The sequence below is a fragment of the Mycobacterium rhizamassiliense genome (assembly GCF_900157375.1).
In the GTDB taxonomy this organism is placed as follows: Bacteria; Actinomycetota; Actinomycetes; order Mycobacteriales; family Mycobacteriaceae; genus Mycobacterium; species Mycobacterium rhizamassiliense.
In genome coordinates this window covers 239,357-259,360 of record NZ_LT721901.1, presented here as the reverse complement: position 1 = coordinate 259,360, position 20,004 = coordinate 239,357, and the positions used below count along the sequence as shown (strand labels likewise).

General features: G+C 67.6%; 22 protein-coding genes. 11 read left to right on the top strand and 11 right to left on the bottom strand.

Annotation, left to right across the window (positions count from 1 at the left end; genetic code table 11):
- Nucleotides 1-7: 7 nt before the first annotated feature.
- Nucleotides 8-1,162, bottom strand: coding sequence for an NAD(P)/FAD-dependent oxidoreductase (locus MRAB57_RS01280; protein ID WP_077090315.1), 1,155 nt, complete (start codon nt 1,160-1,162; stop codon nt 8-10).
- 75 nt (nt 1,163-1,237) lie between these two features.
- Between MRAB57_RS01280 and MRAB57_RS01275 the strand changes: the two genes are divergently transcribed.
- From MRAB57_RS01275 to MRAB57_RS01260, 4 genes are all read left to right on the top strand, one after another.
- Nucleotides 1,238-2,437, top strand: a complete 1,200-nt coding sequence (locus MRAB57_RS01275; RefSeq protein WP_077085947.1) for a zinc-dependent alcohol dehydrogenase — start codon at nt 1,238-1,240, stop codon at nt 2,435-2,437.
- Nucleotides 2,438-2,514: 77 nt separating this feature from the next.
- A complete protein-coding gene (gene glgX / locus MRAB57_RS01270) occupies nt 2,515-4,668 on the top strand; it encodes a glycogen debranching protein GlgX (protein WP_077085946.1) in 2,154 nt (717 codons plus the stop codon).
- A 130-nt stretch (nt 4,669-4,798) separates the two neighbouring features.
- Nucleotides 4,799-6,598 (top strand): sensor domain-containing diguanylate cyclase, encoded by a 1,800-nt coding sequence (locus MRAB57_RS01265; protein WP_077085945.1) that lies wholly within the window; start codon nt 4,799-4,801, stop codon nt 6,596-6,598.
- A 137-nt stretch (nt 6,599-6,735) separates the two neighbouring features.
- Nucleotides 6,736-7,494 carry an SDR family oxidoreductase gene (locus MRAB57_RS01260; protein WP_083743267.1) on the top strand — a complete coding sequence of 253 codons (759 nt, stop codon included), beginning with the start codon at nt 6,736-6,738 and terminating at the stop codon, nt 7,492-7,494.
- Here the strand turns inward: MRAB57_RS01260 and MRAB57_RS01255 are convergent.
- Together MRAB57_RS01255 and MRAB57_RS01250 are read right to left on the bottom strand one after the other, a co-directional pair.
- A complete protein-coding gene (locus MRAB57_RS01255; protein ID WP_077085943.1) occupies nt 7,491-8,462 on the bottom strand; it encodes an aldo/keto reductase in 972 nt (323 codons plus the stop codon). The genes MRAB57_RS01260 and MRAB57_RS01255 overlap by 4 nt on opposite strands.
- A 22-nt stretch (nt 8,463-8,484) precedes the next feature.
- Nucleotides 8,485-9,528 carry a sensor domain-containing protein gene (locus MRAB57_RS01250; RefSeq protein ID WP_077090314.1) on the bottom strand — a complete coding sequence of 348 codons (1,044 nt, stop codon included), beginning with the start codon at nt 9,526-9,528 and terminating at the stop codon, nt 8,485-8,487.
- A 219-nt stretch (nt 9,529-9,747) separates the two neighbouring features.
- Between MRAB57_RS01250 and MRAB57_RS28715 the strand changes: the two genes are divergently transcribed.
- The 3 genes from MRAB57_RS28715 to MRAB57_RS01240 all read left to right on the top strand — a co-directional run bounded on the left by MRAB57_RS28715 (nt 9,748) and on the right by MRAB57_RS01240 (nt 11,086).
- Complete coding sequence (locus tag MRAB57_RS28715) at nt 9,748-9,918, top strand: hypothetical protein (protein WP_173813884.1); 171 nt, start codon at nt 9,748-9,750, stop codon at nt 9,916-9,918.
- 426 nt (nt 9,919-10,344) lie between these two features.
- Nucleotides 10,345-10,578, top strand: coding sequence for a microaggregate-binding protein 1 (gene mbp1, locus MRAB57_RS01245; RefSeq protein ID WP_077085942.1), 234 nt, complete (start codon nt 10,345-10,347; stop codon nt 10,576-10,578).
- A 193-nt stretch (nt 10,579-10,771) separates the two neighbouring features.
- Nucleotides 10,772-11,086: a DUF3349 domain-containing protein gene (locus MRAB57_RS01240; protein WP_077085941.1), complete on the top strand. Its 315-nt coding sequence runs from the start codon at nt 10,772-10,774 to the stop codon at nt 11,084-11,086.
- Here the strand turns inward: MRAB57_RS01240 and MRAB57_RS01235 are convergent.
- From MRAB57_RS01235 to MRAB57_RS01215, 5 genes are read right to left on the bottom strand one after another with little or no spacing between them, the layout of a single operon-like run.
- Complete coding sequence (locus tag MRAB57_RS01235; protein ID WP_077085940.1) at nt 11,060-11,824, bottom strand: endonuclease/exonuclease/phosphatase family protein; 765 nt, start codon at nt 11,822-11,824, stop codon at nt 11,060-11,062. The genes MRAB57_RS01240 and MRAB57_RS01235 overlap by 27 nt on opposite strands.
- A gap of 5 nt (nt 11,825-11,829) precedes the next feature.
- Nucleotides 11,830-12,456, bottom strand: a complete 627-nt coding sequence (locus tag MRAB57_RS01230; protein WP_077085939.1) for an SAM-dependent methyltransferase — start codon at nt 12,454-12,456, stop codon at nt 11,830-11,832.
- A complete protein-coding gene (locus MRAB57_RS01225) occupies nt 12,453-13,226 on the bottom strand; it encodes a PIG-L deacetylase family protein (protein ID WP_425436653.1) in 774 nt (257 codons plus the stop codon). Before MRAB57_RS01225 ends, MRAB57_RS01230 begins: the two co-directional genes overlap by 4 nt.
- Before the next feature lie 8 nt (nt 13,227-13,234).
- Nucleotides 13,235-14,179: an acyl-CoA dehydrogenase family protein gene (locus MRAB57_RS01220; RefSeq protein ID WP_077085938.1), complete on the bottom strand. Its 945-nt coding sequence runs from the start codon at nt 14,177-14,179 to the stop codon at nt 13,235-13,237.
- The gene (locus MRAB57_RS01215; protein ID WP_077085937.1) at nt 14,176-14,898 is read right to left on the bottom strand and encodes a glycosyltransferase family 2 protein; all 723 of its coding nucleotides are present in this window, start codon (nt 14,896-14,898) and stop codon (nt 14,176-14,178) included. The genes MRAB57_RS01220 and MRAB57_RS01215 overlap by 4 nt, the downstream gene beginning before the upstream one ends.
- 94 nt (nt 14,899-14,992) lie before the next feature.
- Here MRAB57_RS01215 and MRAB57_RS01210 point away from each other — a divergent pair, with 94 nt between their 5' ends.
- Nucleotides 14,993-15,565 (top strand): hypothetical protein, encoded by a 573-nt coding sequence (locus MRAB57_RS01210; protein WP_077090312.1) that lies wholly within the window; start codon nt 14,993-14,995, stop codon nt 15,563-15,565.
- Between the two features lie 5 nt (nt 15,566-15,570).
- Here the strand turns inward: MRAB57_RS01210 and MRAB57_RS01205 are convergent, their stop codons facing one another.
- Both MRAB57_RS01205 and MRAB57_RS29360 read right to left on the bottom strand, forming a co-directional pair.
- Nucleotides 15,571-15,828, bottom strand: a complete 258-nt coding sequence (locus MRAB57_RS01205; protein ID WP_077085936.1) for a DUF7218 family protein — start codon at nt 15,826-15,828, stop codon at nt 15,571-15,573.
- A gap of 60 nt (nt 15,829-15,888) precedes the next feature.
- Nucleotides 15,889-16,011, bottom strand: coding sequence for a hypothetical protein (locus MRAB57_RS29360; RefSeq protein ID WP_281254356.1), 123 nt, complete (start codon nt 16,009-16,011; stop codon nt 15,889-15,891).
- A 126-nt stretch (nt 16,012-16,137) separates the two neighbouring features.
- Here MRAB57_RS29360 and MRAB57_RS01200 point away from each other — a divergent pair, with 126 nt between their 5' ends.
- From MRAB57_RS01200 to MRAB57_RS01190, 3 genes are all read left to right on the top strand, one after another.
- Nucleotides 16,138-16,896, top strand: coding sequence for an STAS domain-containing protein (locus MRAB57_RS01200; RefSeq protein ID WP_077085935.1), 759 nt, complete (start codon nt 16,138-16,140; stop codon nt 16,894-16,896).
- A gap of 335 nt (nt 16,897-17,231) precedes the next feature.
- The gene (locus MRAB57_RS01195) at nt 17,232-18,257 is read left to right on the top strand and encodes a helix-turn-helix transcriptional regulator (protein ID WP_245835782.1); all 1,026 of its coding nucleotides are present in this window, start codon (nt 17,232-17,234) and stop codon (nt 18,255-18,257) included.
- Between the two features lie 178 nt (nt 18,258-18,435).
- Nucleotides 18,436-18,954 (top strand): STAS domain-containing protein, encoded by a 519-nt coding sequence (locus MRAB57_RS01190; RefSeq protein ID WP_083743264.1) that lies wholly within the window; start codon nt 18,436-18,438, stop codon nt 18,952-18,954.
- On the opposite strand, the gene MRAB57_RS01185 is transcribed toward MRAB57_RS01190, so the two are convergent.
- Nucleotides 18,937-19,995, bottom strand: a complete 1,059-nt coding sequence (locus MRAB57_RS01185) for a DNA topoisomerase IB (protein WP_077090310.1) — start codon at nt 19,993-19,995, stop codon at nt 18,937-18,939. The genes MRAB57_RS01190 and MRAB57_RS01185 overlap by 18 nt on opposite strands.
- Nucleotides 19,996-20,004: the final 9 nt, after the last annotated feature.

Here is a 20,004-nt window from a genome sequence, read left to right as displayed (position 1 = left end):
GCAGCCGTTACTCCATCGGCATCGGACACGGCCGCTGCTCGGCGATCAGCCGCTCGCCGAGGTCGTAGTCAGCGTCGGCGTTGTAGGTCAGGACGCCGACGGTAGCGTCGCCCGATTCGTACCAGACGGTGAAGCCGTCGCCATGGTCGATGAACCGGCTGCGTTCGTAGCCGCCGCCCCAGGCATGGTACTTCAGCGTCGCCTCACCGATCGAGGTCCAGAAGCCTGGCACCCCAACCCATTTCGTCTGCGAGCCCGCCGCGCAGGTACCGGCGATCGCACCCTGGTCGGTCGCGTCCTGCCAGTGTTCGATCGCCACGCGGCGCCCGGCGACCTCGTGGTAGGCCAACGCGACGTCGCCCGCGGCGTACACACCGGGGGTCGAGGCGCCCATGTCGGAGCCGACGATTATCCGGGAGCCGTCCAGGCTCAGGCCGGCCTCCGCCGCGATGCGGCTCTGTGGCTCGACGCCCGTGGCGGCCAGCACCAAGTCGGAATCGATCGTGACGCCGTTGTCCAGCCGCACGCCGGCTTCGGTGATCTCCTGGACCGACACGCCGCCGACGTGGCGGGCGCCCGTGTCGTTCACTAGGTCGCGCAGGCGTTCGGCGGCCGCGGTGCCGAGCCGCTTCTCCTGTGGAAGTGGTTCGGGCGCAACGAGAGTCACCGGCACGCCGCGCATCGCCAGGGAGGCGGCGGCCTCACAACCGATGAAGCCGGATCCGATCACCACCGCCGAGGTCGCGGTGTGCGCTTTGTCGCGCAGTGCGGCGGCGTCGGCCAGTGAGCGTAACAGCCGCGCGCGCTGAGCGCCCGGCATCGGTGGCGCGACGGGGGCCGCCCCGCAGGCCAAAATCAGGGTGTCGTAGCCATGGCGCTGCCCGCCGGCGTAGACGGCGCGCTCGCCCACGTCCAGGCGGTCGACCGTTGCGCTGCGGGTGATTTCGATGTCCCGGTCGTCGAACCACTGCGCCGGATGCAGCGCGACGTCGTCGGTCGCCCCGCGCAGAAATTCCTTGCTCAGCGGCGGTCTCGCATAGGGCAGGTCGGCATCGGCGGTGAGGATTCGCACCGGCGCCGTGGAGTCGTGCTCGCGGAACGATTCCGCGGCGGCCACTCCTGCCGGCCCGCTGCCCACGATGATCACGCCGAGATTGGTCACCTCGGCGTGGTTACCCACCCGCGTCCGGCGCAACCGCCGCCGTTTCGGCGTCGATGAGGCGGGTACCAGCCCACCATGCGAGCTGTTACCTGGCAGGGCAAACGCGATGTGCGCGTCGAGTCGGTGCCCGACCCCAAGATCGAGAAGCCCACCGATGCCATCGTGGAGATCACCTCGACGAATATTTGCGGGTCCGACCTACACCTCTACGAGGTCCTCGGGGCGTTCATGAAGCCCGGGGACATCCTCGGGCACGAACCGATGGGAATCGTTCGCGAGGTCGGAGCCGAGACCGGTGACTTGCGGGTGGGCGACCGGGTGGTGATTCCGTTCCAGATCTCTTGCGGCAGCTGCCACATGTGCCACAAGCAGCTGTTCACCCAATGCGAGACCACCCAGGTGCGCGACCAGGGGATGGGCGCGGCGCTGTTCGGTTATTCGGAGCTCTACGGCGAAGTCCCCGGCGGCCAGGCCGAGCTGCTGCGGGTGCCCCAGGCCCAGTTCACCCACATCAAAGTTCCTGAGGGGCCACCGGATTCACGGTTCGTCTACCTCTCCGATGTGTTGCCGACCGCCTGGCAGGCGGTGGCCTATGCGGACATCCCGGACGGGGGAACGGTCGCCGTGCTCGGGCTGGGGCCCATCGGGGACATGGCCGCGCGCATCGCCGATCATCTCGGTTACCGGGTCATCGCCGTCGACCTGGTGGCCGAGCGCCTCGCCCGCGCCGCCAAGCGCGGCATCCATACCATCGACCTGAGCCGCCTGGACGCGCCGCTGGGCGACGTGATCCGGGACCTGACCGACGGGCGGGGCGCCGACTCGGTCATCGACGCGGTGGGCATGGAATCTCACGGCTCCCCGGTCGCCAAGTTCGCCCAGCAGGCCACGACGATATTGCCGGACGCAATTGCCAAGCGGTTCATGCAAACCGCGGGCGTGGACCGCCTCAACGCGCTGTACTCCGCGATCGACATCGTGCGCCGCGGCGGGACGATCTCGCTGATCGGGGTCTACGGCGGGATGGCGGATCCGCTGCCGATGCTCACGCTGTTCGACAAACAGCTGACGCTGCGAATGGGCCAGGCCAACGTCAAGCGATGGGTCGACGACATCATGCCGCTGCTGAGCGACGACGACCCCCTTGGCGTCGACGATTTCGCGACGCACGTGTTGCCGCTGGACCAGGCGCCGCACGCGTACGAGATCTTCCAGAAGAAGCAGGACGGGGCCGTCAAGGTCATCCTCAAGCCCGGGCTCGCGTCCACCGCCTGAGGCACTCAAAAGCGCTGGCCGCCAAAGACTTTCGGCCGCGGGTTTGGCTGTGGTCGCCGTAGGGTATCAAGTGGCCCATGACCAGAGCAGACGCGCCTCTTCCGACGCCTACCGGTGAACTGTGGCCGGGCAAGGCGTACCCCCTTGGCGCCACGTACGACGGCGCGGGCACCAACTTCGCGCTGTTCAGTGAGGTGGCCGAGCGCGTCGAGTTGTGCCTGTTCGACGCCGACGGCACCGAAACGCGAATCACGTTGCCGGAGGTCGACTACTTCGTCTGGCACGGCTACATACCGGGCATCGAGCCCGGGCAGCGTTACGGCTATCGCGTGCACGGCGCATACGAGCCCGAGGCCGGGTTGCGGTGCAACCCGAACAAGCTGCTGCTGGACCCGTATGCGAAGGCGATCGATGGCACGTTCGAGTGGAACCAGTCGCTGTTCAGTTACAACTTCGGCGATCCCGACAGCCGCAACGACGACGACTCGGCGGCGAGCATGCCCAAGTCGGTGGTGATCAACCCCTTCTTCGACTGGGGCAACGACCGCCCGCCGGAACACGAGTACGCCGACACCGTCATCTACGAGGCGCACGTCAAAGGCCTGACGCAGACCCATCCGGACATCCCCGAGCAGATCCGCGGCACGTACACCGGGGTGGCGCACCCGGTGATGATCGAGCACCTGAAGAGCCTCGGGGTCACCGCGATCGAACTAATGCCGGTGCACCACTTCGCCAACGACTCCACGCTGGTCGACAAGGGTCTGTCAAATTACTGGGGCTACAACACGATTGGGTTTTTCGCGCCCGACTTCAAGTACACCAGTTCCACGTCCCCGGGCGGGCAGGTGCAGGAATTCAAGGCGATGGTGCGCGCCCTGCACGAGGCCGGCATCGAGGTGATCCTGGACGTCGTCTACAACCACACCGCCGAGGGCAACCACATGGGGCCCACGCTGTCGATGCGCGGCATCGATAACCCCGCCTATTACCGCCTGGTCGACGACGACAAGCAGTACTACATGGACTACACCGGCACCGGCAACAGCCTCAACGTCGGGCATCCGCACGCGCTGCAGCTGATCATGGACTCGCTGCGGTATTGGGTGACCGAAATGCACGTCGACGGTTTCCGATTCGACTTGGCCTCGACACTGGCGCGCGAGTTCTACGACGTCGACCGGCTGGCGGCGTTCTTCGAACTCGTGCAACAGGATCCGGTCGTCAGCCAGGTCAAGCTCATCGCCGAACCGTGGGATGTCGGACCCGGCGGCTACCAGGTGGGTGGCTTCCCGCCGCAGTGGACGGAGTGGAACGGGAAATACCGTGACACCGTCCGGGACTTCTGGCGCGGCGAGCCCGCCACGCTCGACGAGTTCGCCTATCGACTCTCCGGATCGGCCGACCTCTACGAGCACACCGGGCGCCGGCCGGTGGCATCGATCAACTTCGTCATCGCCCACGACGGGTTCACCCTGCGCGATTTGGTCTCCTACAACGAGAAACACAACGAGGCCAACGGCGAGGACAACAACGACGGCGAGAGCCACAACCGGTCCTGGAACTGCGGCGCCGAAGGGCCGACCGACGACGCGGGCATCACGGCACTGCGCGCCCGCCAGGAGCGCAACTTCCTGACCACGCTGCTGCTGTCGCAGGGCGTCCCGATGATCTGTCACGGCGACGAGCTGGGGCGCACGCAACAGGGCAACAACAACGGATACTGCCAGGACAGCGAGCTGACCTGGATTGACTGGGACGCCGTCGACACCGACCTGCTGGCGTTCACCCGGGTGGTGTCGGCGCTGCGCGCGAACCATCCGGTGTTCCGGCGGCGGCGCTTCTTTTCCGGCAAGCCGGTGGGCCGGCGCGGGCAGGGTGGTCTGCCAGACATCGCTTGGTTCGCACCGGACGGCTCGGAGATGAGCGACGAGGACTGGGGCGCGGGCTTTTCGAAGTCCGTCGCGGTGTTCCTCAACGGGCATGGCATACCGGACCGCGATGCGCGCGGGCAGCGGGTGCTCGACGACTCGTTCGTGCTCTGCTTCAACGCCCACTACGAAGCCATCGAATTCACCCTTCCGCCAAAGGAATTCGGGGCCGCTTGGCAATTGGTCGTCTTCACCGGGCCCGAGGAGGAGACGCCCGCCGACGAAGTGCCGGGGGGCGGCACGCTGACCGTCGACGCCCACAGCGCCGTGGTGCTGCAGGCCCTGTCCGCCGAGGCATAAATAGCATCTGACGCACCAACATTCGCCGAAATGCGCGCATTTGTCGATCGCGTGACATCGGTGGGTTTCTTCGCGCACAATAGCGATGCCGCAGAAACGCTCGGTGTCATCGCGGCAGGGGAGGCGGCGGATGGAGGGACCGCGCCCCGACGTGCTCCTGGAATCCGCGTTGCCGCGGTTTGCCCGGGCGATTCCGGCGTTCGTAATCGTGGTGGCCACCGTTGCCTGGGTGGGCTGGACGACCGGCGTCGACTCGTTGACGAGGCTCTATCCGACCTGGCCGGTGATGACGCCCTGGACCGCGATGTGCCTCGCTGCCCTGGGGGCCGCGACATTGACGCAATTGGGGCATCCGTTCCGCGGGCGGGTGTGGGTCGCTCGGGGCCTGGCTCTCGCGGTGGTTGTCTTCGCCGTCGTCGTGCTCGCGGAGTACATGACCGGCAGGTCGTTGGGTGTGGACCAGGTGTGGTTTGGCGATGCCGTGCGACTACGCCAATCGTCCTGGCCGGGACGCCCCAGCCCGCAAACGGCCCTGTCGGTGCTGTTCGTGGCCGCCACGGTCGCGCTGATACGCCTGGATCGTGGTATGCGCCTGCTGTGGCCGCTGTGTGTGGCGGCCGGTGCGGTCATCCCGGTTGTCACCGTCGCGGCCTACCTGTTCGACGCGCTGGCGCTGGTGGGTGTGTCGACGTCAACCGGTCAGGCGATGGCTACCGGGTCGGCGCTGCTGCTGCTTGTCGTCGCGGCTTCGCTTGCGCGCCCCGACCGGCCGCCGCTGGCCCTGCTCATCGGCAGGCCCGACTGGCGCTCGTTGGTCCGGCTGGTGGGCATTCTGGCGGCTTTCCCGCTCGTCGTGGCGCTCGCCAGGGCGACCTTCCTGGCGGTCGGCCTGCGCGGCGAGCACGCGGAGTGGTCCCTCTCGATAGTCGTGGGCACCCTCGTCGTCGGGGTGGTCACGTTCTACCTGAGCCAGCGCGAACAAAAGGAGCTGATCCAAAAGGAGTCCGTCAGCAAGCTGCGCGCCGACGCCGAGATGCGCTACCGGATCCTTGCCGACAACGCCGTCGACGTCATCGTCCACCTTCGGGGCCGCGACGCCGCGTGGGTCTCGCCGTCGGTCGTGGGCGCCCTGGGCGGGCCCCCGCAGCGGTGGCTCGGCCCAGGCTTCAGCGACCGCATCCATCCCGACGACGTCGCAACCGTCGAAGCGGTACTGCGGGGAATCACCGACAGCGATTCGGTCATACAGCGATTCCGGGTCCACTCCGTCGACTCCGGGTACCGCTGGGTCGACGGCCACGCGAAGCTTTATGTCGACGCCGACGGCAACGCCGATGGTCTGATCGCGGCGCTGCGCCTCGCCGACGATCAGGTCGAGACCGAGCAGCGGCTCTTGCGCTTGGCCCGTTTCGACACCCTGACCGGGCTGGCGAACCGCGCCGAGACCATGACGCGCCTCGAATCCGCGCTAGCGCAACCGCGACCCGCCGGAACCTACGTCGGCATCCTGTTCTGCGACGTCGACCATTTCAAGGACATCAACGACACGTGGGGACACGGCATCGGTGACGTCGTGCTCGCGACCCTGGCGGAACGGATCCGAGAAAGCGTCCGCGATGGGGACACGGTCGGGCGCACGGGCGGCGACGAGATACTCGTCGTGGCGCCCGACGTTCGCGGCTTCGACGAGCTCTCTGAGATCGCCGAGACTATTCGCCACCATGCCGCCGAGCCGATCGACGTCGCCGGAAACGCCCTGCGCGCGACCCTGAGCATCGGCGCCACCATTGCCCTTCCCGGCGAGCCCATTTCGTCGGTGACGGCCCGTGCGGACGCCGCGATGTACCAGGACAAGCAGGGCGACAAGAATGCCGTCGCCCGATTTTCGGCGGAGCGATCCCTGCGCCGCGCGCGCAGAGCGTCGTCGTGACCCAATTACCCAGGCGCACATAGCCTTTCGGGTCCCAGCCGGGCCAATGGTCCGCCCCTCGTCGTCCGGCCCGGTCGCGGTCGATACGCTGTGCTGCAGCGTGCTCGTTACAGGAGAGGGCAAATATGTCACGGACAGTGGTGGTTGGCGCGTCGAGTGGCCTGGGGCGCTGTATCGGAATCGGGCTTGCCCGGCGCGGCGATCAGGTCGCGCTGCTGGCCCGCCGGCGCGAGCGCCTCGACACCGCCGCGAAAGAGGCCGGTGGGGGCGCGATCGCCGTCGAGTGCGATATCACCGACCAGGCATCGTGCCAGGCGGCCATCGGTGAGGTCGCCAACGCGTTCGGCGGCATCGACAACATCGTGTACACGCCCGCCATCAGCCCGCTGGTTCGCATGGTCGACACCGATGCCGACACCTGGCGCCGGATCTTCGACACCAACGTCGTCGGGGCGTCGCTGGTGACCGCGGCGGCGATTGCCCACCTGACCGAGTCGGCGGGCAAGGTGGTCTACCTGTCCTCCGACGCGGGGCCCTACGGGCCGGTGTGGCCGGGCCTGGGCGCCTACGGCGTCAGCAAGGCGGCCCTGGAGCGACTGGTGGAGGCGTGGCGGTCCGAACACCCCGAGGTCGGCTTCACCAACCTGATCGTGGGGGAGTGCGCGGGCGGCGAGGGTGAGGCGGCGACGGGAATGAACGCCGGCTGGGACACAGACCTCACCATGCAGGCCTATCCGCTCTGGGTGTCGCGCGGCTGCATGCCGGGCAAGCTGATGCCCATCGAAGACCTGATTTCAGTGGTGCACACCATCCTGAGCACCAACTCCTCGACGTCGATGCCGCTGGTGGTCGCCAGGGGCGCGCCAACCGGCACGGCCGCCTTTCCAGCTTCCTAACGACGCCCTAGCTTCTCCCGAGCCAGATCCGTCAGGAAGCGCCCGGCCGAAACCGGCCGAAACGCCAGGGCCGCCTCGGTGAGCGCGTCCCGGGACGCGGTGGGCAGCTCGATGTCGGCTGCCGCGACGTTGAATTCGAGCTGCTCGACGCTGGACGCACCCGGGATGGCCACCACGCCCGGATAGCTGATCAGCCAGGCCAGCGCGACCTGTGCCGGCTTGGCGTCGACCTGCGTGGCGACGTCGCGCAGCGTCTGCAGCAGCGGCTCGACGCGGCGCAGGTTTTCGGTGCCGAACAGGGAGTTCAGCGCGCGGATGCCACCGGGCCGGTTGTCCACGCCGTACTTGCCGCCCAGCAGCCCCTGCTCCAGCGGGCTCCAGGCGATCACTACGCGGTTCTCCCGCTCGGCGAACGGCACCAGATCCCGCAGCGCCCTGGGAAAGGCCAGCGAGAAATGGACCTGGTTGCTGATCACGGGCCGCCCGAGCGCCGCGTCGGCCTTCTGCCACCGCTGTAGCGAATAGTTCGAGACGCCGGCCGCGCCGATCTTGCCACTGTCGAGGAGGTCGCGCATGCCCGGCATGATCACCGAATCGGGGACCACCGGGTTGGACTGATGGATCTGGTAGAGCGGGATGCGGTCCAGCTGCAGCCGTCGTGCGCTGGCCCGCGCGCGCTGCTTGATCACCGGGGGAAAGGGTGCCACCGGGAAAATCTTGCTGGCGACGGCCACCTCGGCGCGCTCGTCGCCCAGCGCCTCGCCGAGGATCCGTTCGCTCTTGCCCAGCCCGTAGACCTCGGCGGTATCGAAGAACGTCACCCCCAGGGCTCGGGCGCGTTGCACGATGTCGCGGGCGGGACCGGAGGCGTAATCGTCGCCGTAGCCCCATTCGCGTGAGCCGAACTGCCAGGTGCCCAGCCCGATTCGGCTGATCGGTCCCACTCCGTCGACGTCGATGAATTTCATAGCGCCACCGTAATCGAAAGGCCTAGCCCGGGATCTTGGCGAGTACGTAGTTGGCGATCGCGACCGCCGCCTGCCGGGCACTGCCGGCGTCGGTGGTGCCGAGCTGGACCACATAGAGGTCGACGACGACGTTGGCCTTGGCCGCGGCCGCCCGGACGAAACGCACCTTGAGTCCCTTGGGCGCCAGATCCATCGTGGTGATGCCGTTGCCCGCGTCGGCGGGCGGGCTCAGCGTCAGGGTGTACGTCAGCCCGCCGGTGGCCGTCAGCGTCACGGGCACGCTGCCGCACTGGCGCCAGCCGTCCACCAGCTTCGCCTCTTGCGATTGGGCGGTGGACGGATCGCGAAAGCCGATGGCCACCTGAGTCACCTGGATCGACTTCAACAGGGTCCGCGTGTCCGAGTACGTCTCCGCGCGGTACCGGACCATGGCGTCCGAGGTGTACGCCTCTGGGGCGCCCGGGATGATGCTGCCCCAGCACTCAGGGCGGTCGACGGCGCCGTCCTTGTCGGACCTGGCGGGACGGTCGTAGGTCTGGCCCGCCTCCAGATTCTGGTCGCCGGTGAGGTCCTTCAGCACGCCCAGGCTGGGCAGCAGCTTCATGACCGCGTCCGGCGCCACCGTCGGTGGCGGTGGCGTGTCACTGGTGGTGGCCGGTGCGCTGGTCGCCGGCGCCGCGACGTGGCTTTGGGTGGCGCCCGGCAGGGTCGCCCAGCCGGCCAGCGCGACGACGGCGAGCACGATGAATGCATACGACAGGGAAACGCCGACCAGCGCCCGGCCGCGGCCGAGTTCACCGGTGCGGCGGATCTGCGCGAGCCCTAGATGGCCCAAAACCGCGCCCACCGGGGCGAATACGAAGGCGAACACCAGCGACAACGTCGCGAATGTGTTGACGCGCGGGCGGTATGGCGGTGGTGGTGGGGGTGGGAACATCGACGGCCCCATCGGTGGCCCCATGGGCGGACCCATCGGCGGTTCGACGGGCGGCCCGGCGTACGGGACGCGGCCGAGCGGGTCGTAGGTGAACGGGTTGTTCCAGAACGGATCCTGAGGGTTGGTCAACGGGCGCCCTCCTTCGCCGGTGATCCTGTCGCGACTGTAGTTCACGGCGCCCCCGCGTGCACCGAGGCCAGCCGTTTGCCGCCTAGACCGCCGGGTATTACGCAACCGCGGGCCTTCTCGTCGAGACTGCGCAACGCCTTTCACCTGTCGGGACTGCTGCGTGGCCGGATCTACCCGCGATACCAATGAGCGCAGGCAATTGATCGGGGAGGGGACACGATGACCGGAAAGCACCGCAAGGAAAAGGCAGCGGAAGATATCGAGGCCGATCCCAACGTCGCGGGATCGAGGGCCAGCCGCAACGGCGACGGCAGCTACGTGGGCCGCGCGTCCGCGGACGACGACTTCGGCAGCGGGGAAACCGGCGCCGAGGCGCGCAGCCAAGGCTAGTTACGGTCAAGTGCCGTGTGGCACAACGGTATCCGTGGCGCGGTCACACGGTCGACGCCGCGGGAACGAGCGATCTCGACCACTGCATCCCGCGTCCCCTCAGCCTGGCGGTCACGCGAGATCCGGCGGTTCCGGTTGGCCCCGATAACAGCGACGGTGGTCGTTCACTTCCGGTTTCAGTGGTCGATTGCACCACCCGACCGCAAAACGTTCAAACGGGCGCTGTGGCCAGAATTTTCGCGAACCTGCGTGACCCGGACAAGTTTGACGATCCCAGCCCCGGGAAGCCCTTAGTTGCGGACGTGTTGAGCGGCGCGGTGTATGTGCCGAGGCGGTACCGAGCAGCGTAGTCGGACCCAAAGCAGTTCAGCCGATCCGCAACCCTGAGGGGAACAAGCTCAACAACGCCGAGAGAGAGGTATATCCATGGGCGAGAAGAGTGGACCACAAGAGGCCGTCGAAGGTGCCGTCGAGGGCATCAAGGGTAAGGCCAAGGAATTCGGCGGAACGATCGCCGGCCGTGATGACCTAGTCAAAGAGGGCCAGGCGCAGCAGGACAAGGCCGACGCGCAGCGCGACGCCGGCAAGAAGGAAGCCGAAGCCGAAGCCGCCCGCGGTGGCGCGAAAGCCGCCGAAGAGCGCCAGAAGGAACATCAGTAATACGCACGCGAAAGTGGTCCGGTCCGGCTGCGGGCCGGACCACTTTTATGCGCCCATGCTGGTGTAGCATCGGCGCCGGCCAAAGCTTCATCGCCATTTCATCGACTGGGAGGTTTCGAACCGGCATGCGAGGTTATCCCAGCGAGTGACCAACGCTATTGAACGGCGTTCGGTGAGGTTAGCGAGGTAGCCGATGGGCCTGGGCCACAGCGTTTCGCGCGTCGTTGCATTCTTTCGCGGTGGGTATCCCGCCGGAACACCCACCGTGGGCTACGCGCCGCTGTTGGCGCTGCTGCCGCGACGAGTGTCCGAAGACGAAATGGCTTTGTTGGCAGCCAAACTCGCCAGCGCCAAGCGCCGATTCCTGGACCGAATCGACCTCGGCGTCGAAATCACCAGGCTCACGCACGAAATGCCGTTGCTGGACGACATCGATCGCCTGCAGCGACGCCTCTCCGCCTTCGGACGGCGCGGCAGTGGCTCATCCACCGGTCAGGTCGACGACTAGCGGCCGGTGATCCGAGATCGGCGTCAGCTCCGACTCCGTCACTCCACCGCGCAGCCGATCGTCGTCGGTGAGGATGTGGTCGAGCTGACGGCCGGGCGCGTCCGCGGGAAACGTGTCCGCCACGGCCAGCGGCCGCATGCCGGACCAGCGATGCACCGTCGCGGGCGTCATGTTGAGATCCCCGAGGAGCATCCGCGGCGTAGGGAAGCCGCGCATGTCGTGAACGAGCCGCCGCAGCTGCCGCCGATTCCAGCCCGGTACGAAAGACAGGTGCGTGTTCGCCACCGTGAGCAGGCCGAGCGGGGTGTGCATCTGCGCGATGACCGCCGCCCGCGGCTCTTCGTCGACGATCATCACCCGGTTGGGCCCCGGCAGATACATGGGAAACCGCATCGGGATTCGCGGCAACCGCACGACTTGCCAACTGGCCACCGGGAATCGGGACAGCAGCGCGATCCCGTACGCCGCGGTCCCCGGTTGCTCCAGCCCGGTGGCCGCCATCCACGTCGCTCCGGGGGTACCGGAGATCGCGGCCACGAATCGGTGCGCCACCGCCCCCATCGCCTTGGCGGCGACCGCGGTGAGGTCGGCCAGGGAGGACCGTGGTTGGTCGCAGTCCACTTCCTGCAGCGCCAAGATGTCGGGGTCGAGCCGTCGCACGCAGTCCTCGAGCCGCTGCGGATGCACCCCGTCGCCGACTGTGCGCCCGTGCAGGATGTTGAACGTCGCCACGCGCATGGGCTTTAGCGGGCCCCGGGCACGTCTTCGCGGGCCGCGACCGAGCGGCCGTCACCGGTGTCGAACACCTCGACGACGACATCGCGATCGCGGTAGCGGCCCAGCGCCGTCAGTCCCGGCGTCGCGGCGATGACCTCGTGGGCGGCATCGCCGGAGAGCGGGTAGTCGGCCACCGGATGACGCCAGTGTGCGGCAACGACATTCGCGTCGGGTTGCAGGCGGGCACATTCGCGCTCCAGCACCTGCGCCAAGTGGTCCGCCTCCAGGTAGTAGGCGACCTCGCTGAGCACCAGCAGATCGAAGGGGCCCGCCGGCCACGCCGCATCCACGGATGCCCGGCTCAGAGTCACCCGATCCCGGCAGCCGGCCTGCCGCAGCCGCATACCGGCGCCGCGCAGCGCGGCCTCGGCCACGTCCACCGCGGTCACGTGGTCGCAACGCTGCGCCAGCAGCTCAGTCAGTGTGCCGATCGAACAACCCGGCTCGAAAGCGTGGCGGTAGCGGGGGTTTGGCAGCATCGCCAGCGTGATCCCGTACTTGCGTTGCTCGTACCACCGCGTCGACAGTTGCCACGGATCGTCGTCGCCGGCATAGATCTCGTCGAAGTATGTGTCGGGCAGCCGGGTGCTCACCGGAACACCAGCTCGCCCACCGCCAGTAGCCGCGGCAGCACGAACGCAGGCAGGACGGGCGCCGACTGGGCGGCACCCGGCTCGAACTGGCTGCGGAAGCATTGCGCCGCAAGGCGTTTGCGCGCGACCGCCCAACCGGAAACGGCCACCGCAGATGCGTTTTCCCACGGCACCGCCGTGTCGAACGGGCGGCCCCAGTGCCACATCCAGATCGGATACTCGAGCAGCGTGGCGCCGGTGCGCGCGCACGCTGTCGCCGCGGCCCGGCCGACGGCTTCGTGATCGGGATGCCCGTCTCCCCGCCAGTTTGCGGCGCACCACGCCCCGGGCCCGGCGGACGCGAGGGTCTCGGCGAGCAGATCCGCGAGCCTGTCCTCATGGTCGGCCAGCTCACCGTCCGGCAGGCCCAGCGACACCGGCAGCGGCACCTTCAAAACATCTGCCGCTCTGCGTAATTCATGCCTGCGGGTGGCTTCCAAGCGGGTCCGCTCCCACCGCGTCGCGTTCGGATCGGCGGCCCCGCCGTCGCTGGCCGACACCACGCGGACGTCGACACCCGCGGCGACCAGTTGCGCGATCATCGCGCCTAGGCCCAGTGTCTCGTCGTCGGGGTGGGCGGCGGCGACGACCAGGCCCGGGCACTGCGTCAAATCCAGTTGGGGCAGCGACTTTTGGTCGAGGCCGGCCAGCCACACCGGCGCCGGTGTCCCGCCGTGCGTCAGCGGCTTGGCCGCAAACCGGGCGCAATTCCCCATCGATGTGATCGCCACGTCGGCCCTCAACGCTGGCGTCCCGCCAGCCGCCCGAGTGTGGCAAGGTCGCGCTCGGCGTGGCTCTGTCGTATGTAGATGCTCAGGTCCGCCACCCGTTGGGCGTGGCGCCCATCCTGACACAACGGTCCCGGGCCTAGGGCGCGGCCGGTGCGGGTGATCGCTTCGTCGGCGGCGTGTTCCACGATGGCGCGGGTGCGGTGGGCCAGCAGTTGCGCGGACTCGGCGCGGTCGAACGGATCCGAGTCGACCTGCGCCGCCGCGACGGTCAGCATCGCCTCGCCTGCGGCCAGCGCGGCGTCGACGGCGCCGAGATGCGCCAGCGAGTAGGCGTCCGCCGATTCGGCTGCGGCGCAACGGTATAGCGGCTCGGCCACCCGGCGGGCGCCGCCGAGCCAGCACGCGGCCACTCCGATGCCGCCGTGCCAGAATCCCGGCCGGTCCAAGTAGGCGCCGGGGTCGCCGACGGCCACCGCCTGCGCGTTGGTGAACTGCACCGGCCGGGTGTCGCTGCCAGCCATCCCGGCGTTCCACCACGTGGTCGGCAGCGCCTTGATCCCGGGGTCGTACAGGGACACCGCGAACAGGCCGCGCTCCCCGTCGTCCAGGCGTGCGGTCACCAGGGCATGCGTGCAAAACCCCGCTCCGGAGCACCACACCTTGGTCCCGCTGAGGGTGTACGCGCCCCCACCGACGCTCGTGGCCTTCAGCACGGCGTCCGGGGCCTCGGCGGCCCAAACGCCCCACAGCTGATTGGAATCCGGTGGCTTGCCGCCTAGTTCGTGCAGTATGGCAACCGCGTCGACGTGTGCCTCGGCGATGCGGGCCGCCGCAATGTCATCCTCGGCGAGGGAGGCCAGGCGTTGCCAGCGTTCCGCGGTACGTCCGGACGCGGGCAGCGGCATCTCGAGCCTGCCCGAGTCCAGCCAATGCTGTACCAGCCCCGCCGTCACGCGCAGTCACCCGCCGCCGTTCTGCCCAATTGGCTGAGGTAGTGAGCGAATCCCTGAGGGGCCCGACCCTGGGTTCGCGCTGATGTGATGACCGACAATTCGGTGTCGCGGTGAATGCGGTAGCCCGCGGCCTCGAACTGCTCGACCAGGTCGACGTCTTCGCCCGTGGGAAGCGTGCGAAATCCGCCGACGCGCCAATACGCCCGGGCGCTGAAACCCATGTTGGCTCCGTGAATGTGCGGGTGGCCGTCCTGGCCCGATATGCCGGCCCGGTAGGCCCGCGCATAGCGATCGGCGAGCTCCGCGGGACGCTGGCGCCAGCTGGCAATCCGCACCACGCCCAGCACCATGTCGACGCCGAGCTCGAGCTGGTGGATCAGCCAGTTGGGATCCACCTTGCTATCGGCGTCGGTGGTGGCGTACCAGCACACGTCGTCCGCCGCGCACAGCGAGCGCCCGTAGCCGAAACCGATCGCTCGCGCGGCCCCCACGTTGTGGACGTCGACGCTGACGAAATGTACGTCGGGCCCGTACTGACCGGCCAATTTGACGCTGCCATCGTCGCTGGCATCCAGCACCACGATCACCGTGACGGAAATCGGCACGCATAGGGCGGCCGTGAGCACCGCGCGCAGACACGCCGGCAGGTCCGCTCGTTCATTGTGGGCGGGGATCACCACGACGGCGCGGTCATAGGCGCGAGACGCAGGCGCAAGCATATTTTCCGATTGCCCATTCGGCCGTTACTTAAACAGGCGACAAACGGTGACGCAGTGCGTTGTTCACTCCGGCGGTGGGTATGACATACCCACCATTGCACACACCGAGCCGTCGAATTCGCCCCTCTGCTCCGCGCCGTTGCGCGAAGCGCTGCGCGCGGCGGCGTCGGCGCTCAAGGCGCACGGCCCGCGGTTCGCCCTGGCCGGTAGTTACGCGCTGTGGTCTTACGGCGCACCCGAACCGAGCCACGACGTCGACCTGGTGGTCGCCGAGACCGACGTGGCGGCGGCAACGGTGACGCTGCGCGACGCCGGCTTCGTCATCGAACGTCCGCCCGAGGATTGGCTGTTCAAGGCCCGCGCCGGCGACACCCTGGTGGACGTGTTGCACCGGGTCAACGGTGTGGCGGTGGATCCGGCCTTACTGGACTGCGCCGAGCTGCGCGACGTGTTGGCCGTCAGAATGCCGGTGCTGCCGCCGACCATGGTGCTGACTCAGAAGCTGCTGGCCCTCAACGAGCACCATTGCGATTTCGCGAAGCTGCTGCCGGCCGCCCGCGCCGTCCGGGAGCGGCTGGACTGGGACGGCATCAGGAAGGAAACCGACCACAACGATTACGCGGCCGCATTTTTGGTGCTCGCGGAGCGGCTAGGCCTGACCACGTGACCGCGTCAGTGGTTGCGCAGCTTGCTGACCAGTTTGTCCTTGCTCAGCCCCGAGTAACCTGACATGCCAAGCTCTTTGGCGCGCTTCTTCAGCTCCGGCACCGTCCAGTCGCTGTAGGACCCGGCCTTGCCGCCCTTGCGGGCCACCGAGGACTTGCCCCGGCCGGCGGCCGCATTGGAAATTCGCGCGGCCTTTTCCTTGGAGTCGCCCTGCTTGCGCAGATCCTTGTACATCTTCTCGTTCTTGATCGACGAGTTCGGCATTGGTCTTCACCTCCCGTGCTGATGAGACGCCGTTGCCAGGATTTCCCGGCCTGACCGCCGTCAAACACGGGTGTCGGTGTCGCGGACGCCCTGCTGGGTGGTCAGGTATCCGGTGTCGCGCTCGGTGCCCAAGGGCTGCGGGTACCTCTGCCAGACGAGGACAAACGGCAATAATTCGCGCACCTATCCACCACGGTCAGGTTGTCCAGGCTAAACGGGGGTAGTCGAAAGCGGTGACCACCGGGGTGAACGGCGACCTGTGCGGCGTGCTGGCGCTCGGCGCAGCGGCGGGTGGAGTCGGTGAGGTCGATGACTGAATCCAGCACACTCATCCAGATCGAAGCGGAACGCCACGATCAGGTGGCGATTCTCGCGGTGAGCGGAGTACTGGACAGCGCGACCTACCGCGAGCTGCGCGATGCCGTCATCAAGGCCGCATTGGAGGAGCCGCGTGCTGTTGTCGTCGACGTCAACTACCTGGTCGTGCCCTTCGAATCGGCGTGGTCGGCGTTCACCAGCGCCCGATGGCACGTCAGCACATGGCCGGATGTACCGATTCTCCTGGTGTGCGAAGACCAACATTCCCGGCGAGCCATAATTTCGGTCGGTGTGACCCGGTACGTTCCTGTGCATCGCAGCCGCGAGTCCGCGGTAGATGCGGTGGGCGACCGGTCGCTGGATGACCGTCGGTGGGCGCGGACTGAGCTTCCCCCGCGGGGAGTCAGCGTAAGCCTGGCCCGGGCATTGATCCGCCGGTGGTTGGCCGGGTGGGCGCAGAGCCATCTCATCCCCGTGGCCGGAACAGTGGCGACGGTATTCATCGAGAACGTTCTCGAGCACACCGACAGCGCGCCGGTACTCATCGTCGAGAACCATCGCGACACCATCACCGTCGCCGTGGAGGATCACAGCACGTTACCCGCCAGCCGGATCGAAGATGCCGAGAGCGGCGCCGACATCCTGTCTGGTTTGGCCATCGTCGCGGCCTTGAGTCGTGCCTGGGGAAGCTCCCCGACCTCGTCGGGCAAGACGGTGTGGGCGACGGTCGGTCGCGAGAACCAGCTGTAGCCTCGCGACGAGTGTTCGAGACCGTGCCAGCGCGGTCTGAAAGTCGTTTATCCAGTACTCCGTTCGGGTAGTCGGACACCGCCTGCGTAGAGATTCGAAGGCGTTGAGAAGCCTTCTGTCCCAAGACTTTCCCCGCAAGGGCATGGGAGCCGCCGGGCGGAGCCGGGTGCTGTCACGCTTCACCTGGCAGCGCATCGCCATCGACGCGCTGAGTATTTACGAGCGGGCTCCGTTCCCAGCAGTTGGCATCGTCGCCGCCGCAGCCGACGGGAGTACGGTAGGTGGATGGGTGAGGTCACGCGAAGACCGGTCTGCGGCCCGCCGCGATGACGGGATTGGTCGAAAAGCCGGCGCCGGGCCCGCTCGATGCCTGTGCGGCCGCGTTCCATTCTCGCGCTGTCTCTTCCCGATTGGCCGGCCCGGCCGCGGTTTCCTACGACCAGTTCCGCGCGGCCGATGCGGCGAGCGTGCGGCGGTACTTTTGGGGCGCGTATACGCCGGGCTGGGAGCTGACTGCGCTGACGAGTGGGTCGACCATCACCCACCGGCGGTGTGAATCGGCGGGGTTGACGCTTGACGAGGTGCTGGTTCAGGGTCGGGCGTGCTTCGAGATATCCTGCGGCGAAAGCTTTTTGGTGATCCAGCCGCGGGTAGGTTCGCTGACGGTGACGGGCGAATCGACTCCCGCAGCCGACGGCCCGCTGCTCGTCGTCCCCGGCACGTCCCGTGTGCTCGACGTGAATACGGCGCGGTTCCAGGTCATCAGCGTGGCGGCGGACGTGCTGCGCAAGGTCGCCGCCGACCGGCATCTGCCGTTGCCGCGGCGGATCCTGTTCTTGAACACGCGCCCCCGGTCGCGCGCAGCGGTGCGGTCCTGGCACCGAGGGCTCGATTACGTGACGGCCACCCTCGGTTCCGCCGATACCGCCCGCCAGCCGCTGACCGTTGCTTCCGCGGCGGCGCTGCTCGCGGCCCTGCTGCTCGAGTGCTATCCCTCCAACGTGACCGCCGAGCAGGATCTGCTCAGCGACCCGGCGGTCCCCGAGCCGCTCAAAGAGGCCGTGTCGTTCATCCATACCCACGTCGGGCGCGACATCGGCATCAATGATGTCGCGGAAGCGGTGCACCTCACCCCCAGGGCGGTGCAGTACCTGTTTCGCCAGCAGCTCGATACCACTCCGACCGAGTATGTGCGGCGGGTCCGGCTGCACCGGGCCCATCAGGAGTTGGTGGTGGGCGATCGCTTGTCGATCACCGTCGCCGAGATCGCGCAGCGCTGGGGTTTCATCCATACGGGCCGGTTCGCGGTACTGTATCGGCAGACATACAGCCAGAGCCCGCACACCACGCTGCGACTTTAGTCGACTGAGTCGGAACAGACTGCAGCGCTTGGTGTTTCGCTTCAATGTGCGTGCTATAGGTAATGATGCTAAGCTTTGCGCTAGTTGAGTCTGCAGCTACCGATTTAACGAGTGGCACATTTACGACTCTGTTTTTGTCGCTCGCCCTGCTTTCCACCAGTTATGGGGGCGTAACCGGATGACCGCTCTACCCGATACTTACGCGCGCTTTGAGCGCTGCGAACCACGCAATCGCTACCTGATCGACTGCGGCGCAGCACAATTGCATGTTCACGCCCGCGGCACTGCCACCGTCCTGCGCCTCGAAGGCGACATCGACGTGTCCAACGCGAACCTGATCGGCCAGGCGATCCGGCGATTCTGCCGGCTGAACGCGCCGCTGATTCTTGACGTCAGCCACCTGGACTTTCTGGGCGTGGCGGGCCTGCGCATGCTGCTCACCCTGAACCAGGAAATTCGGCACGCCGACCTGCACTGCAGCGTGGTCGGCGGCGCGGCGCTGCGCCACCTCACCCGGGTGTTCATCGACCACGGCTTGCCGATCGTGGATTCGGTTTCTGAGGCGATGGCCGCCGTCGACGATCGCATCACCGCGCGGCGGCTTGCCCGCTCCGGTGCCCTGCACCAACGGGAGCCGCAGCGCGAAAAGCCTTATGCGGCAATAGAAACTATCACGACGCTAAGCGCTCTTGGCTAGGGCCTGCGATCCGGATACGCTGTCGCTCTTGGCGACTCGGCGAATCAGCGTCCTGGTGGCCTTCTCTAGAATCCCCTGCGCGGCATCGGGCCGCCGGCGGGCCCGGTCGGCTCGGCGTAAAGCCGCCGCGATTGTCAGGTCCCGCTCGTAGGCGGTGACCACGCGCGGATCTACGTACGAGCCGCGTGCCACCGCGGCAGTGTTGCCCAGCTCCTCGGCGACCTCTTTCATCACCGCCGCCGCAACACGTTTGGCGACCCGCTGCGATACGGCGGGGTCGGCGTCGGCGAATGCCGCTGCGGCCAAGACGGTTCCGTGCCAGGTCCGCAAGTCTTTGACCGTGTAGTCGTCTCCGACCAGCTCCTTGAACCGGACATTGAGGTCGTCGGCGCGGATCTCCACCCAGCCGGATGCGTTGCGGCACGCCAGTAGTCGCTCGGAGCGTTCGGGACGGCGCATCAGCGACCGCACCGCGCGGACCACTTCGGCGTCCTCAATCTCCAGCGTCTGCTGCACCCCGCTCTTACCGGGGTAGTCGAATTCGACCGCATTGCTGTGCACCTTCACGTGGTCGCACAGCAAGGTGGAGATGCCGTAGGACTCGTGTTCCTCGGCGTATTGCTCACCGCCCGCGCGGAAGTAGCCGCGGTCGAGCAGGCGCAGCGACAGCGCCAACACCCGGTCGCGCGACAGGCCCTTGCGCTTGAGGTCGGCGGCGATGTGGGCGCGAAAGTCGGGTAGCCGCGTCGACATTTCCAGGACGCGGTCGAACTTCTCCTCGGCACGCTCCTGCTGCCACCGGGAGTGGTAGAGGTATTGGCGGCGCCCGGCCACGTCGGTGCCGACGGCCTGGATGTGGCCGTTGGGGTGCGGCGAGATCCACACCTTTTTCCAGGCCGGCGGGATCACCAGGTCCTTGATGCGCTGCAGGACCTCTGGGTCGGACAACGGGCGGCCATCGACGTCGTAGTAGGCGAAACCCTTGCCCCGGCGTTTGCGCGCTATTCCGGCCTTGTTGAGCGTGCTACGACGCAGCCGCATGTTCACCTC